Consider the following 15,977-nt stretch of genomic DNA (forward strand, 5'->3'; position numbering starts at 1 on the left):
TTGTGAGACGAATGGTTACTTCTTTTCTCTTAAGATGTTTCAGGTATATACTTATTTCGGTATTCTTTTGGTGTAGACCCAACCATTTTTTTAAATTGTACAGTAAAATAACTTTGGCTTTCAAACCCACATAAATGAGCAATTTCAACAAATAACAAATCTGAATGTTTGATAAGATGTTTCGCTTTTTTTATACGTTCTTCTAAAATATAGCTTTTAATATTTTTGTTTGTTTCGCGTTTAAACAAAGCTGATAAATAGTTTGGATGTCGACCACAATATTCTGCCAAATCCTCCAATGTAATGTTTTGAGCTAAATGTTCTTGTACATAATGAACAATTTCCAAGGATGTTTTACTCAATCCTTTGACTTTATTCTGCTTTATTTTCCTTATATAGACCAATAACACCTTTGTCACTAATTCAAAAAATATTTCTTTATCGATAGGTGTTGTTCGACTTTCCAACTCTTTTACAGTATTTTCCCTTAACAGGAACATTTCTTTAGGATTACAGCCTACCTCTATTGCTGAACTAGTTAAATTTGTTACTAAAACAATTAAATTATTTTTCAGACTTCTGCTTTTGGATGTTGCTAATGTATGAACAAAGCTCTCCCGATCATTTTTTAGAAGTTCTAATGAACGCATATCTCCATTTCTAAATAACCATAAAAATTCAGCTTCTGTCTCAAAACTATCATTCCTATTATCTGATAATAAATACTCATGTTTCACGTTATTACTTTCTGGTGAATACCCCAAATTAGAAATATCACTTTTCATTTAAGCAGTCCCTTCTATTTGATGTAAGATGAAATACAAATGTGAAGCTACTTAAATCGTTCTATTTGAGAAACTTTTTGATAATAATAGTGGTAACCTAAAAGATAATGCTCTACATCATCAATTCTCGTACGGAAGGAGTGATGTCGTATAAAAAAGCTACCATTTATTTTGCTTGGATTTTTCATATACATAGCTACTTCTGGAAAGAAATACCCATTTAATTGATACTCTGCCCGCTTATTTATTGTTTTCAAAATGGATTCTACTGGATATTTATCTAATAAATATTCCTTCCCTACTTCTCTAATCCGTTGAATCATTTGATCCGTTGCCATTAGTAACTCTAAAAATGCTGGACGGACTGTCTCACTGTTAAAAATAACATCTAATTTATATGTTGCATTTTTTAATCCAAACTCAAAAAATGTATCTTCTAATTGATACTTGGTTAATTCATTAGCACAATAGCTGAACCAATGGTCACTATTCTTCCAATATGTATTTTTAATAAAATAATTAACAGATAGAGATGCTGCTTCCAACCATTTATCATCATTCTCCCAACCATATAGTCGTAGTAATGAAAAAATGGCCTGACCATCATAATCTACCATTCTATGTATTTCTTTTATTCTTAAATCCTTGGCATTCAACACATGTGTAAAACGCCCATTACGATGTTGCATAGTAAGAATACCGTTTCCTAATGAGTTAGCTATTTGCAGATAAGAATCATCATGGAATATTTCTGTGTACTTCGTGATTGCAAGAATTGCTACACCAAGTGTTCCCAGTTTAATTTCATCCTCATTTTTCTCAATGACATATGACACTTTACCGTATTCAGGGTGTTTTCTAGTAACGATAGTTTGATTGATTAGATAATTTAATGCTCGTTTAATGGAAATTTCGAGCGTTGGATTTCTAGTTAAAGAAAAAGCTTCTATCATTGAATATAAGGTACCAGCATGGAGTAACATATTACCCAAACTAATACTTCGGTAAACATCACCAGAATACCCGTAGTTAAATTCTCCAGTAGCTTTAACTTGTTTTGCTAAGAATTCGGAAGCACTATCTATCATTTGATAAACCATTGCCTTGTCTACTTCCTCTACTATCCGTCTGCCATTATCCGATCCACCTGAATGTAATGGATAAACATTGTGTTTATCACAAAAATAACTTATTGTATCAAACAAGATGATCTCCTCGATACTTGATTCAAGAATTGGATATTTTAAATCTCTATAAGTATTTAGATAATAATTAATATTTTTCATGGAAAATGAACCGTTTTTTATAAATGCATTTGCGAGGAATTCTTGTTCTAAGAAGGCAAAGAAGAATTGTCTATCAAAAGATACTCCTTTGCGAAAGTAATTTTGCTTCGTGTTGTTATATTCTTTGAAGAATGCTTGTTTTGAGAGGGCACACATATTTATTGCTAGATCTATTTTGATCCACTTTGGTCTTATTCTATTTTTACTGATATATGATAAAGACTTTTTTTCTGCATTCCTCCATGATGTTTCTATAGAATTTCCAATACCTGTTGAAACCAAAGCTTGTGTATTACCATCAGAAACGGACAAAAATAGCACATATTTCATGTTTCGACCAAATACAGAAGTATTGCTTTTTGCTGCTTCTTCTGCGTGGGAGAAAAGTTTGTCTCTTGCATCGATTATGTGTGGAATGTATCTCTCTAAACTATTCAAAACAATACACCTTCTTCAATAGGCTATTCTACTTCAGCACGTTCTCATCCTGCGTTTGATAAGTTAACGTATACATTAAATTCTATTCTTTCTTTTTAAATCTATAAAGCGTAATTTAATACAATAAAACAGTAGGTATGTATAATTTTATGATAATTAGTCATATAATGTCAAAATATTAATACCTATATGTACTAACCATAAAAAATGTATTAGAGCATTTGCTTAAATAACTGATAACAACTGTACCTTTATCACTATCTCTCCCACCCATCTAGATTAATCTAAATTTCCCAAGTATATTTCACCTCATTCCCTTGATTTATTTTATCCCATACCTAAATATTAAAGGGATAATCATTTAGTTAGTTTTATTTTTTTAACATTTTTTTTAATATTTTAATATAAATTGAAATTTCTACTTTTAGTATGTTTATTTCTACAAAAAATCGAGTATATTTTAAACAAATAAAACTTTTTTAGTACTTTTATATTATAGTTTCGACACTTCAAATACGAATTTGGTTTTGAGTTGGGTGCAATCTAATTAAAAAGTAGTTTAATACTTTATCTTTCAATTTACAGAATATGAATTAACACAGGGGGACTTAACATGAGTATGAATCTTCTTACAAACGAAAATTTAGTCGAACTATATTATGCTGCTAAAGAACAAAAAGTTAACGAAGAATTTATTAGATTATTAGAAATGGAAATGTTCGATAGACAAATAAGCATAAATACTTCTGTCACTTAATTTCTAACAAAATGAAATAGGGTTTCTGGTGATTGGAGGAACACTTAAAACGTTGTCGGAAACCTTTACCATATAATCAAAAATTCAAAATGACTAATCATTATGATGGCACGATATGCAACGTTATTGATCATCAAAAAAAATAAAACCCCAGCCATCACAATAGTCTCAATTACTATGGCTTGAGGTCTGTTTCATTCTTCAGTTATTCGTCGCTTTAAATAAAATGGAGTACTAATAGAGTATACGATAAAGTGAGACTATGATCAGTGGAGGTCTTACAGACGGTTAGCACCGTGATGAAGGCTCCTTAATAGGATTCCATTTCATCCAATTTTGCTACCCTTCTTCTAAAATCTTCATCAGTACTAAATTTTGCCTTTATAAATGATTGGATTAGATCTTCTGCTAACCATTCTGATACTATCTTCCCTCCAACACACATCATATTTACATTATCGTGTTCAACGGATTGATGTGCAGAATAAGTATCGTGACAAACAGCCGCTCGAATTCCTTTTATCTTATTACCAGCTATAGCTGCTCCAATCCCAGTACCACAAAAAACAATACCTCGTTCACATTCTTTTGTAACTATTTTTTCTCCTATACTTTTGACTATATCAGGAAAATCCACTTTCTCCTCTGTGTAACATCCCATATCAACCATTTCACAGCCTAGACCTTCTAAAAAGGGAATCATCTGTTTTTTTAGATAAAAACCACAATGATCACTTCCGATAACAATCTTCACCTTATCGTCACCACCTAAAAGTAAACTTATTATTCTATTTCTTTGGATGATTCTCTTACTACAAGCTCAGGTTGAAAGATAATATTTTTAACAGTCGGTAATTCTTTTGATTTTATCTCTTTAATGAGAAGTCTGGCTGATTCTTTACCAATATCATATGAAGGTTGCTTAATAGTAGTTAATGGAGGATTAATATGCTTTGCCCAAATCGTATCATCATATCCTACAATCCCTATCTCAGCGGGTACTTTTTTATCCAGTTTTTTTAAAGCCTCTATTAATTCAAGGGTTAACATATTGTTAGTAGAAAAGACCCCATCTATAACTGGATTCTCTAACAAATATTTCTTAATTTGTTTGTTTGCTCTTCTTAAATTTTCAATCTCTAATATATATAAAGAATCTTCCGTTAAACCATTAGAGAAAAGAGCCTCTTTATAACCTTTAATTCTTTCTTGCCAGGTGCTAATATTTTCATTCTTATAGGTAATTGCTAATATATGTTGACGGCCGTTTTCTAGCAAATGATTTACTGCTATATAACCACCTTTTATATTATCAACTACTACATTATTGGCATGGAGGCCATCTATTTTTCGATTAATGACAACCATAGGATATTTATCAGTAACTAATTTTTCATACAATGCTTGGTTTCTAACAGTTGGGTTGATTACGATGCCATCTACTTGTCTCATCTGAAACTCTTTGATATATTGCTCTTCAAGTTCTGGATCACCATCTGAGTTGCATATCATCAAGTTGTATCCTTCATCTTTACAAGTATCTTCAACCCCCTCTAAAACATTAAACCAAAATTCATTTCGAAAATTAGATAAAACGATACCAATCACATTCGTTTTCATTGATTTTAAGCCTTTCGCTAATGCATTGGGGCGATACTCTAATTCTTCCACAACTTTTAACACAGTTTTAATTGTTTCAGGAGTGTTATGACCATAATTACCGTTTAAAATCCTAGAAACAGTAGTTTTGGATACTCCAGCTTGTTCTGCAACATCAGCTATTGTTACTTTCATAGCTATCACCATTTCCCAAAATTTATAAATTCTATTACTTTTTTCTATATAATACCATAATGTTTATTCTTTAAATTATCCTTTTAGACCTCCGGTAGTAATCCCTTCGATTAAATACTTTTGAAAAAATATAAACACTCCAAACAAAGGAATTAACGATAAGGTGGACATGGCAAACATCGGTCCCCAAGCACTCTCACCAGCGGAATCTAGGAACATTCTAAGTCCAAGTGCTACAGTATACAATTTTATATCGCTAATATATAGCAATTGTCCAAAGAAATCATTCCATGTCCAGATAAACGTAAAGATCATGGTGGTTACTAAAGCTGGAATCGATAATGGTAGAATTAAGTACCAATAAGTCTTAATCTTACCGCAACCATCTATCTCTGCTGCTTGAACTAGCTCACTTGGAATTCCTCGCATAAATTGAACCATGAGAAAAACAAAGAAACCTTCCACTGCAAAGAATTTTGGTAATATAAGTGGATAATAGGTATTGATCCAATCTAAATAATTAAACATAATATACTGAGGGATGACAGTAACATGGAAAGGTAGCATTAGAGTTACGAGCATTAACGCAAATAATAACGGCTTAAATTTAAATTGTAATTTCGCAAAAGCATAGGCTGCCATAGAACAAGCCACTACATTACCAATAATCGCTAAAACAACAATTAATAATGTATTACCAAAAAATAATCCAAATGTGTATCCAGATACTCCTGCCCAACCTTGTGTGTAATTATCGAGTGTCCATTCTGCAGGAAGAAAAGATACCGAGCTGAAAATCTCAGAGGGATGCTTAAAAGAACTGCTTACCATCCAAAGCAAAGGGTACAGCATCACCATCCCCAATATGATAACAAAACAATGAATGACTATTTTACTCATTTTCCTTTTTTGCTTGGACTGATTATTGGTATTTAGTGCATCTTTTGCACTAATTTCCATTTCTCATCACCTCTATCCTTGATAATATACCCACTTTTTAGATGTAGCAAAAACTATTGCAGTTGCAATGGAAATCACTATTAATAACACCCAAGCCATAGCAGATGCATATCCCATCGCAAACTGAGTAAACCCTTTCTGGTAAAGATATAAAGTATAAAATAATGTTGAGTTTAATGGGCCACCGGTTCCACCGCTAACAATATATGCTGGCGTAAATGCTTGAAATGCTCCAATCATCCCCATCACTAAGTTAAAAAAGACGACAGGAGTGATCAAAGGCAGGGTTATCTTAAAGAATTGCTTCATTGGTCCTGCACCGTCAATCTTGGCAGACTCATAAAGCTCTATAGGTACTTGTTTAAGCCCTGCAAGGAATATCACCATTGAAGCCCCAAATTGCCAAACCATTAATATAATCAATGTGTAAAGTGCTGTGCTCGGAGTGGATATCCAGTTTAATCCTTCCAAACCGATTTTGCCTAAAATATTATTAACTAAACCATTACCTCCAAAAATTTGCCTCCAAAGTATCGCAATAGCCACACTTCCACCAAATAAGGATGGGACATAGTAAACCGCTCGATACACTCTCAATCCACCAATTCCTTTATTTAATAGAACCGCTATAAATAAGGCAAATGCCAACTGTAAAGGGACACCGAAAAACACATAAATGACTGTTACTTTTACACTTTGCAGCCACTTTGAATCTGAGAAGAGCGACATGTAATTATCAAACCCCACCCAAGTTGGAGCATTAAACATATCGTAACTAGTGAATGAAAAATAAAGAGATGCTCCCATTGGAATGGCAGTTAAGGTTAATATACCTATCATCCAAGGAGTTAAGAACAGATAACCTATCCCATTATCTTTCCAAAATAATTTAAATTTTTCCATAGTGGATACTCCTTATTCCAAAATTATAATAGAATATTATTTACTTAAAGGAATCAGATTCAATTAAGCCTGTTGAAATGTATTGACTCCATGTCTTAATTGAATCTGATTTTTATCTATTAAACTTGATTCCGTTTCGACTGGAGTTATTCCCCTAGTATGCTTTTTGCTCCATTCATGAAGTCTGTTACAGCTTGCTCTACCGACTTTTGCCCAAATGCAATGGCTTCGGCATTATCAGCAAAAAGCGTTTCTACTTCATTTACACCTTCTGGAGCATAAGGTGCAGGTTCTGATAATTCTACAGTCTTTTGAATATGTTCCACTGCCCTTTGCTCAGGTGGCGTTAGTTCTTCCATAACTAAGTTAGATGCCTCTTTACCCGCTGGAGGTCCTTGTTCTGTTTTGAATATTTTAACTGCTTCTTCATTACTTACAAAAAACTCAATGAATTTTGCTGCTGCTTCTTTATGAGGTGAAGCTTCCGTAATACTTAGATAAGCACCTTCGATATATTCACCATTAGGACCACCTTCAATATGAGGATGGCGCACAATGTTAATTTGCCCTTCTCCCATTTGTTCTTCATATAAATACATCTGGTTTGCTGGTAATCCAAGTAAAGCTACTTTTTTGGTTGCGAACATATTCGCCTCCAATGGTAAACCTTCGTACTCATTACTAGTAGCCGCATCTGGAATTACACCATCTTGCCTCATTTCATCCCACATCGTCCACCAATCTGTTAATACTTGTTCATCAAACCCTAATTTGCCATCTTCGGTAAAAAGGTCTTGACCACTTTGACGTGCGAAGTATCTAAATAATGGTTGTAACTGTCCACCACTTCCATCTTCTACAGCCCAACCATCCTCACCGATTGCTTCTTTAATTTCATATGCTTTATCCACAAAGTCATCCCAAGTCCAATCAGATTCAGGATAATCGACACCTAGTTCATCAAATACTGCTGTGTTATAAACAAATCCTGGCATGGTAATACCTTTAGCTACCATGACAATGTCTTCTCCAACTTTACCACTATTCAGCGCTGCTTCAGGAAAATCAGATAAATCTAGTTCCCCGCTTTCCACCATATCATTCAAAACATGCAACGCCCCTCGCCGAGCATAATCGGATACATAAAATTGATGCATACTAACAACATCTGGAGCATTTCCACCTGAAACCTGTGTAGTTAATCGATCCCAGTAATCTTCCCAGCCTCCAAATTGTCGATCTACTTTAATATTTGGATACTCTGCTTCGAATAAATCAATGATTTCATTATATTTTTCATGACGTCCAGTATCTCCCCACCAAGAAAAACTTATCTCGACTTGCTCACCAGAATCATTTTCACTTGCATTTTCAGAGCTATTGTCACTAGATTCACCTTCATTCGTTTCTCCCGCATCCTCATTACTAGAACAACCAAACAGCAATATAAGAGCAAACGCTATCACTGATAACAACAATAAACTTCTCTTCATTGTTTTATCTCCCCTTTTTATTAATAGCCATTAACAGTACAACACTTACAAATCAAAATAATGGTAGGCTTTCCCATCACCTCCTTTATAAAGTGAGACTTATCAGGGTGTTAGCGTCCGTTATCCCCCAATTAGCTTCTTTGAATTACTCGAACCTTGAAGTGGGGATTTTACGGACGATTAGCACCGTGATGAACTAAACATGCTTGGAAGGATACGAATTATCTTATAATGCTCTTACTAATTGCGGCAAAGTCTAATTCACCATTTTCTTTTTGGGCTGATTTATACAATTGTAATGCTAGAGATGCTAACGGTAATACGGATGTTCTACCTTCATCTACAGCTATCTGTACGTCCTTTTTCATTAAGTTCAGCTTAAAACCAGGCTCAAATTGTTTATTTACAATGGAATCCAGTTTATTCATCAACATCCACGAAGCTCCAGAGCTATTGCCAATTACTTCTTTCAACATGGCAGAATCAACTTCTAGTTCTCTTGCTAAACTAACAGCTTCGGAAGTGGCAATCATATGAATACTTGCAAGCATTTGATTAATTGCTTTAATCGCATTACCCGCACCAACTTCTCCTACTAAATACACGTTCTTTGCCATTGCATCTATGACATCTTCTACTTCATTTAATGTCAATGTTTCACCTCCGGCCATCACCGTTAGCGCACCATTTTCTGCACCAACTGTGCCACCACTAACAGGTGCATCTAATACTCGTATTCCGTGTTCTTGATAGACCGCATGAAGCTTTTTGATGGCATCAGGTGATCCAGAGGTCATTTCTATTAAAATAGCATTCTTTTGGAATGAATCTATGACATCATCTGAAAGTAGTACATCATTCATTTCTTTGTCTGTTGGTAGAATCGAAATAACCACTTCACTGTTTCGTATTACTCCTTCTACACTGGAGTGAACCTGCGCACCTTGACTTTCAAGAGCCCTTATAGGCTCCGGATTCCGATGTTGCGCAACATGTAACTCAAATCCTTGCTTTAATATGTTCTCAGCCATCGGTAATCCCATAGCTCCTAATCCAACAAATCCTACTTTTTTCATCATTAATACCTCCAAACAATTTAAACTATTAAACTATCACTGAACGGTATCGTCTAATTCCCAACCCAATTTTTCATATAATTTTCTTCGGCCTGCTTTATCACCTGTTAGTTCTTGGTGTGCATATTTCGCGACTTCTTTAGCGTACTTACTCGGTACCACTACTACGCCATCACCATCCGCTACCACCACATCATTTGGATAGATCGCTACTCCTCCGATAGCAACTGGAATATCTTTTTCATAATAGCGGATTCTCGTTTGGTCCATTCCTTGCGAGACAAACTTTGACCATACCGGAATCTTCTGCATGATTACTTCGTCAGTGTCACGAATACCGCCACCATTAGTTAGGTATCCTCTCACTCCTTTATGCAGATGATCTAACGTATTATTCGATCCTAATATCCCTACATCTACACCTGCGACATCCATGACAATAAAATCTCCTTCTTCGATGTCGTTCGCCCATTCATCAGTACAAACTTCACCGTAATACCATTTCACCCACTTCGTATAGGCATCTCCTGTTAGATTGGGAACGGGGCCTTCAAAAGGCAAATACCGTGCTGTCCTTGCAATACCTACTACTTTCGTCCGGAATAACGGTCGGATACTATGGTCAACCGTTCCATAACCATGTAAACCTACCCAGTCCATCCCATCACGTACATCTGTCACACGTAAATCTTTGTACAGCTCCAATATTTCTTCTCGATTAAATTCACTCATCTTATATCCGCTCCTTTTTTATTTACTAAAGTGAGACTTCCATCAATGGGGGGACTTGACGCCCATTGATAAATATTGAAACTTATCCGGGTGTTAGCTTCCGTCATTGAAAATGCTTAAAACTTCAAATGGGGGTCTACGGACGGTTAACACCGTGATAAAACGATTTCCAAAACTCAACTAGGTACTTAAGAACTTTTCTACCCATCACCAGTTGTAAAAGAGAACTTATCAGTTACAACTTTGTCTTCCAAACCGTTTTTGGAAATCGTTACACAAACAAACAGAAATATCTTAGATCACTCTATACATAGGGGGCTTATTCTGTAGTACTCTTAAAAGATTTTCCGCTGCGACTTCCTCCATTTTTAAACGTGTTGCAATACTTGCACTCCCTATATGTGGTAGAGTGATAACATTAGGTAACGAAACAAATCGATTTGATTTGTCAATCGGCTCTTCTTCAAAAACATCAAGACCGGCTGCCCATATTTGGTGATTGGTTAAAGCATAATAGAGAGCATCTTCGTTTACAATTCCACCTCTTGACGTATTAACTAAAATGCAGGTATCTTTCATTAATTGAAATTGTCTTTCTGCAATTAGGTTTTTTGTTTCTTCACTGTACGGAACCATCACACATATAAAATCTGAAGTTTTCAGTAATTCTTCAAATTCTACATACTGAACACCTAATTCTCTTTCGTGTTCCAGAGACCGACTGCGATTATGGTAGAGGATTTTCATATTAAACCCTTTTGCACGTCTAGCTAATGCAGATCCAATTCGGCCCATTCCAATAATCCCAAGCGTTGCTCCAAAAACATCTCTTCCTGTTAATTGCATGGGTGACCAAGTTACCCATTTATTGTTTTCTACATAATCAACCGCTTCGACAAGACGGCGTGCAGTGGCCATTAACAAAGCAAATGTTAAATCAGCAGTCGTTTCAGTCAGTATTTCTGGGGTGTTGGTGACAATAATGTTATGTTTCTTAGCCTCTTCAATGTCTATATTGTTAAAACCAACAGCCATATTACTAATCACTTTTAAATGAGGTGCTGAGGCTATTATTTCTTGATCAATTGTTTCAGTGAGTAAACAATAAAGACCTTCAGCCTTACTCACTTCTTCGATCAATACATCTCTTGGAACAGGTATATCTTCTTTATCCCACATTGAAATGTCACAGTACTTCTCTAACCTTTCAATGACGCTATTTTCCATTTTTCTCGTAATATAAATTTTCGGTTTCATGTAGAGCTCCCCTATGGCATTATTCTTAATACTCAATATATACTGTTTTTAATTCTGTAAAAAAATCCATATTTGAACTCCCAATAGAGAAGGCACCGAACCCTGAACTTTTTGTACCTCCAAACGGTAAGTGTGCTGCACTTGCTGTTCCATGATTGATATGCACCATTCCTGATTCAATTTTTTCAGCACATTGATGTGCAAAGGAAAGATCATTGGTGAATACAGATGCCGCCAACCCGTAATCCACATCATTTGCAACAGATAGTGCTTCTTCTACACTGTCTACCTCTGTAATGGTAATGACAGGACCAAATATCTCCTCTTTTGCTATTCTCATGGAGGCTTTTACGTTATCTAACAACGCCGGCTTCATATATGCACCTTGACTATATTGCTCATCCTCTAAAAGATCGCCACCATAAATTAGATTCGCCCCTTCTTGGACACCAATTGCAATATAGTTTTGGACACTATCCAAATGCCCTTTATTAACTAGTGGCCCCATATTAGCATTGTCGTTCCAGGCTGGACCGATTTTTATTTTTTCTAATTCATTGATTAACGCTTTAACAAGCTCATCTTTTTTGTCTCTTAATACAATCACTCTACTGATCGACGTGCAACGTTGCCCACTACAAGTACAAGCAGCACTGATAATTTGTTGGGCTACGTGATTTACGTTGGAATAGTCCAGTACAACAGCAGGGTTTTTTCCACCTAATTCTAATTGTGTTTTTGCAAATTTCTTCGAGGCAAATTGATTAATTTGCTGCCCTAAATCCGTAGAACCAGTAAAACTAATCCCCTTCACATCTGGATGAGTAACTAGTGAATCGCCAACAGTTGATCCACTGCCAACAATTAAATTCACTACACCATCTGGTACACCTGCTTCCGTAAGTAACTCCATAATTCTAGCTGAAGTCCACGGAGTGGCTGTTGCAGGCTTGTAAACGACTGTGCATCCATACGCTAATGCAGGTGCTATCTTTCTTATTGGCGTAACCATCGGAAAATTCCAAGGGGCGATCTCGGCGATAACACCAACAGGTTTTCTGACAGTGGAATTCCAGACATTTTGTCTTTCTGCAGGAAGTGTTTTTCCTTCCATTCTAAATGCTTCTCCAGCACAAAAGCGTGTTTCCTTGGCAGCACGTAATACTTCACCCATCGATTCATTTAATACTTTTCCTTGCTCTGCAGAAACAATAAAAGCGAGTTCTTGAAGATTTTCTTCTAACAGGTCTGCTACTTTATATAAAATAGCACCTCGTTCCGGGCCTGGTAATACAGACCATGTTTCAAATGCATCTTTTGCCGCTGATACAGCTTGATTAACGTCTTCTGGAGTTGATTTAGGAAATTGAGCTAAAGGTTGCCTATTATTGGCAGCATTATATATGGTATAGGTTTCGCCGCTTACACTGTTTATCCAATTGCCATTAATATAGTTTCCGTAAGTTTTAGCTTGGTGATTTTCGAGAAAATGTAACATTTTTTCTCCATTATTCATTACACTTTTCACTCCTTACTTCATCCATGACAGATCTACAAATATTCTTAAAGTCTTCTATAGTTGGTTTGACAGGGTTGATAGGAGTATTTCCCGATAACATAGCTTCTTCAGCTACTTCTTCAAGATCTTCTTCTGTTACATTAAAATCAGATAGGTTTTGCTTTATACCGATGTCTTCCTTTAATCTCCTGATAGCATCTACGGCTTTTCGAGCAGCTTCCAAATCGGAGAGTCCATCTACTTTCTCTCCGAATATCTTTGCAATTTCAATGAATTTTTGAGTATTACCAACCAAGTTGAATTGCATGACTTCTGGCAACAATATTGCATTCACTACCCCATGTGGAATATTAAATTTCGCACCAAGCGGAATTGCTAAAGAGTGCGCTAAACCTAGTCGCGTTGTATTGAATGCCATAGCCGCCATAGTACTTGCCAATAACATATCTTTTCTAGCCGTCAAATTCTCACCTTGCACAACAGCTAGCCTTAAACTTCTGGATATTAGTTTCATTGATTCTACTGATAATGCTTCAGATATAGGTTGCGTTTCTTTATTCACAAAAGATTCTAACGCATGAGTTAAGGCATCCATACCTGTTGCAGCTGTAATATGAGGGGGTAATGTAAGAGTTAATTCTGGATCAACTAGTGCGATGGTGGGACAATTAAACATACTACCAACACTTAATTTTGCTTTTGCCTTTTTATCTGACAAAACGGAGAATCTCGTAATTTCACTACCAGTTCCTGCTGTTGTTGGAATCGCTATAACTGGCTTACCTTGAGAAGGAACTTTGTCTAAACCAACATAATCTCGAATGTCTCCACCATTTCCAAGTAAAATTCCAACTGATTTGGCAATATCAAGTGAGCTTCCACCACCAACACCAATCACGGCATCACATTGATTTTCTCTAGCTTGATGAAAGGCTTTATCAACAGACTCTATCGTTGCCTCTGTGCCAATATCACTAAATATGTGATAAGGTATATTTGCTTTTTTTATCGGGCTCTCGATTTTTTCGATAATTCCTGCTTTTAAAACACCTGGATCACCTACTATAAGTACTTTTGTTCCATTAATCTCTTCCACATATTTTGCTAGATTTTGAATATAACCAGAACCGAACTCAATTTTCGTTGGCATTTCATATCGAAATTCATCCCTAACGAGCATGACTAGACACCTTCACTTTCTGTATGATTCGTTATTAATGCATCACTTAAAGATACGCCATACTTTATTCCTATTTCTGTCAATTCCTTTTCTACTTTTAACGGTAAAATGATTCCATTCTTTTTCCTTTGTTCAGAGATTCTTCTTTCGATTTCACCTGGAATTAAAATCTCATCGACATCTTCTGCCATTGGTTCTGCTTTAATTTCACTAATATATAAGTCCATTCTTTGCTTAAACTCCGCAATATTCATAAATTGATTAATATCAATCGTTATAAAAAAATGACCAACATTTTGTGGTTTCTCCCAATTTTCATACATATTATGGACATATTTACCGAAGCCAGCACCCGTAAGGACGCCTGATAATATGTCGATAAACATGGAAATACCGTATCCTTTTGGCCCACCTAATGGTAATACAGAACCTTCTAGCGCTTCCTCTGCATTTGTTGTTGGCTTTCCGTTTTTATCAACTGCCCATCCAATTGGAATTCTTTCACCTTTTTGTGCCGCAACAATAATTTTCCCTCTTGCCACAACACTTGTAGCCATGTCTAATATAAAGGGCTCATATGCACCACATGGAATTCCCACAGCTAAAGGATTCGTCCCTATGAAAGGTCGAACACCTCCCGTTGGTGGCATTGTTTGTGATGCATTTGACATAATAATAGTTACTAAATCTTCCTTTAAGGCTTGTAAAGCGTAATATGCTCCTGTTCCAAAATGATTTGAGTTTTTTACTCCTACTACTCCAACACCATTAGTTTTTGCCTTTTCCATTGCTAGTTTTAGTGCCTGATCTCCTACGACAGCTCCAAAATGATTGCCTCCATCTAATAAAGCTGTAGAATCATTTTCCTTTTCGATACGGATATTTGCAGAAGGATTGATCATATTTTGTTCTACTCTTTTTAAATAAATAGCTGTTCTAACTACTCCGTGTGAATCTACACCACGTAGATCAGCTTGAACTAGAGAGGCTGCTACAATATCCGCTTGTTTCTTCATCACTCCTGCATGGACAAATACAGTCGCACAAAAATCTTGCAACCTTTTGTAGCTATATTTATTTAGGGAGGTCATCTCCATTCACACCCTTTATTTTTTAAAGCTGCATCTACCCAACTTCTATCTACAAGGTCATTTTCTATAGCTTGAAATGTTTCTAATTCTTTTTTTTCTTGGGTTTTAACTAGTTTGAGTACGTCTTCTGTTAGTTCTTGCGGAATGGAAACAACCCCATCCTCATCACCTAAGATCAAATCTCCCGGATTGATCACCATACCATCTATGGATAGAGGGACGTTTATTTCTCCAGGTCCATCTTTGTATGGTCCTCTATGTGTTACACCTTTGGCATAAACCGGGAAATCACCATTCAAAAAGGCTGCTGAATCCCGAATGGCTCCATTGATAACAAAACCTTTAATCTCTTTTTTTTTCGATAATTCCAACATGATTTCGCCAACAATCGCATTTGTTGTATCACCACCAGCATCGATCACTAAAACATCACCGGGTTCTGCTATGTCGATAGCTTTGTGAACCATTAAATTATCTCCCGGCCTTGTTTTTACTGTTAGTGCAGCCCCTAGGAGCTTTCCACTCTTATAAAAAGGCTTCAGGTCTGACCCACCAGAAAACATCCTGTTCATATTATCGCTCACATGTGGTGTCACAACGTTTTCGAACCTCTTGATCACTTCTGGACCAACTTTTGCATTCCTTTTTAAGATTCTAAACCCTAAATTCTCCAACCTTCCCTCACCTCTTTTGTCTACTTGTTCAC

Annotated in this window: 15 protein-coding genes; 1 reads left to right on the plus strand and 14 read right to left on the minus strand. The window is 35.9% G+C overall.

What is annotated here, in order from left to right:
- Positions 1-29: 29 nt before the first annotated feature.
- Positions 30-785 (minus strand): helix-turn-helix domain-containing protein, encoded by a 756-nt coding sequence (locus ACTWP4_RS02230; RefSeq protein ID WP_443127122.1) that lies wholly within the window; start codon positions 783-785, stop codon positions 30-32.
- A 47-nt stretch (positions 786-832) separates the two neighbouring features.
- Complete coding sequence (locus ACTWP4_RS02235; RefSeq protein WP_443127123.1) at positions 833-2,509, minus strand: hypothetical protein; 1,677 nt, start codon at positions 2,507-2,509, stop codon at positions 833-835.
- 613 nt (positions 2,510-3,122) lie between these two features.
- On the opposite strand from ACTWP4_RS02235, the gene sda reads away from it, so the two are divergent.
- Positions 3,123-3,266 carry a sporulation histidine kinase inhibitor Sda gene (gene sda, locus ACTWP4_RS02240; RefSeq protein WP_443127124.1) on the plus strand — a complete coding sequence of 48 codons (144 nt, stop codon included), beginning with the start codon at positions 3,123-3,125 and terminating at the stop codon, positions 3,264-3,266.
- 310 nt (positions 3,267-3,576) lie between these two features.
- On the opposite strand, the gene ACTWP4_RS02245 is transcribed toward sda, so the two are convergent.
- From ACTWP4_RS02245 to ACTWP4_RS02300, 12 genes are all read right to left on the minus strand, one after another.
- Complete coding sequence (locus ACTWP4_RS02245) at positions 3,577-4,020, minus strand: RpiB/LacA/LacB family sugar-phosphate isomerase (RefSeq protein ID WP_443127125.1); 444 nt, start codon at positions 4,018-4,020, stop codon at positions 3,577-3,579.
- A 29-nt stretch (positions 4,021-4,049) separates the two neighbouring features.
- A complete protein-coding gene (locus ACTWP4_RS02250; protein WP_443127126.1) occupies positions 4,050-5,072 on the minus strand; it encodes a LacI family DNA-binding transcriptional regulator in 1,023 nt (340 codons plus the stop codon).
- Between the two features lie 63 nt (positions 5,073-5,135).
- On the minus strand, positions 5,136-6,020 hold the full coding sequence (locus tag ACTWP4_RS02255; RefSeq protein ID WP_443127127.1) for a carbohydrate ABC transporter permease: 885 nt from the start codon (positions 6,018-6,020) through the stop codon (positions 5,136-5,138).
- A 12-nt stretch (positions 6,021-6,032) separates the two neighbouring features.
- Complete coding sequence (locus ACTWP4_RS02260; protein ID WP_443127128.1) at positions 6,033-6,923, minus strand: carbohydrate ABC transporter permease; 891 nt, start codon at positions 6,921-6,923, stop codon at positions 6,033-6,035.
- Between the two features lie 146 nt (positions 6,924-7,069).
- Complete coding sequence (locus ACTWP4_RS02265) at positions 7,070-8,416, minus strand: ABC transporter substrate-binding protein (RefSeq protein ID WP_443127129.1); 1,347 nt, start codon at positions 8,414-8,416, stop codon at positions 7,070-7,072.
- 221 nt (positions 8,417-8,637) lie between these two features.
- Positions 8,638-9,492, minus strand: a complete 855-nt coding sequence (locus tag ACTWP4_RS02270) for an NAD(P)-dependent oxidoreductase (protein ID WP_443127130.1) — start codon at positions 9,490-9,492, stop codon at positions 8,638-8,640.
- A gap of 36 nt (positions 9,493-9,528) precedes the next feature.
- Complete coding sequence (locus ACTWP4_RS02275; RefSeq protein WP_443127131.1) at positions 9,529-10,224, minus strand: RraA family protein; 696 nt, start codon at positions 10,222-10,224, stop codon at positions 9,529-9,531.
- Positions 10,225-10,518: 294 nt separating this feature from the next.
- Entirely contained in the window at positions 10,519-11,481 is a 963-nt protein-coding gene (locus ACTWP4_RS02280) for a 2-hydroxyacid dehydrogenase (RefSeq protein ID WP_443127132.1), read from the minus strand.
- Between the two features lie 25 nt (positions 11,482-11,506).
- The gene (locus ACTWP4_RS02285) at positions 11,507-12,997 is read right to left on the minus strand and encodes an aldehyde dehydrogenase family protein (RefSeq protein WP_443127133.1); all 1,491 of its coding nucleotides are present in this window, start codon (positions 12,995-12,997) and stop codon (positions 11,507-11,509) included.
- Positions 12,990-14,180: an iron-containing alcohol dehydrogenase gene (locus ACTWP4_RS02290; RefSeq protein WP_443127134.1), complete on the minus strand. Its 1,191-nt coding sequence runs from the start codon at positions 14,178-14,180 to the stop codon at positions 12,990-12,992. The genes ACTWP4_RS02285 and ACTWP4_RS02290 overlap by 8 nt, the downstream gene beginning before the upstream one ends.
- A 2-nt stretch (positions 14,181-14,182) precedes the next feature.
- Positions 14,183-15,277: an Ldh family oxidoreductase gene (locus ACTWP4_RS02295; protein ID WP_443127135.1), complete on the minus strand. Its 1,095-nt coding sequence runs from the start codon at positions 15,275-15,277 to the stop codon at positions 14,183-14,185.
- On the minus strand, positions 15,268-15,945 hold the full coding sequence (locus ACTWP4_RS02300) for an RraA family protein (RefSeq protein ID WP_443127136.1): 678 nt from the start codon (positions 15,943-15,945) through the stop codon (positions 15,268-15,270). The genes ACTWP4_RS02295 and ACTWP4_RS02300 overlap by 10 nt, the downstream gene beginning before the upstream one ends.
- Between the last annotated feature and the right edge of the window lie 32 nt (positions 15,946-15,977).

This window comes from Gracilibacillus sp. D59, from assembly GCF_052246695.1.
In the GTDB taxonomy this organism is placed as follows: Bacteria; Bacillota; Bacilli; order Bacillales; family Amphibacillaceae; genus Gracilibacillus.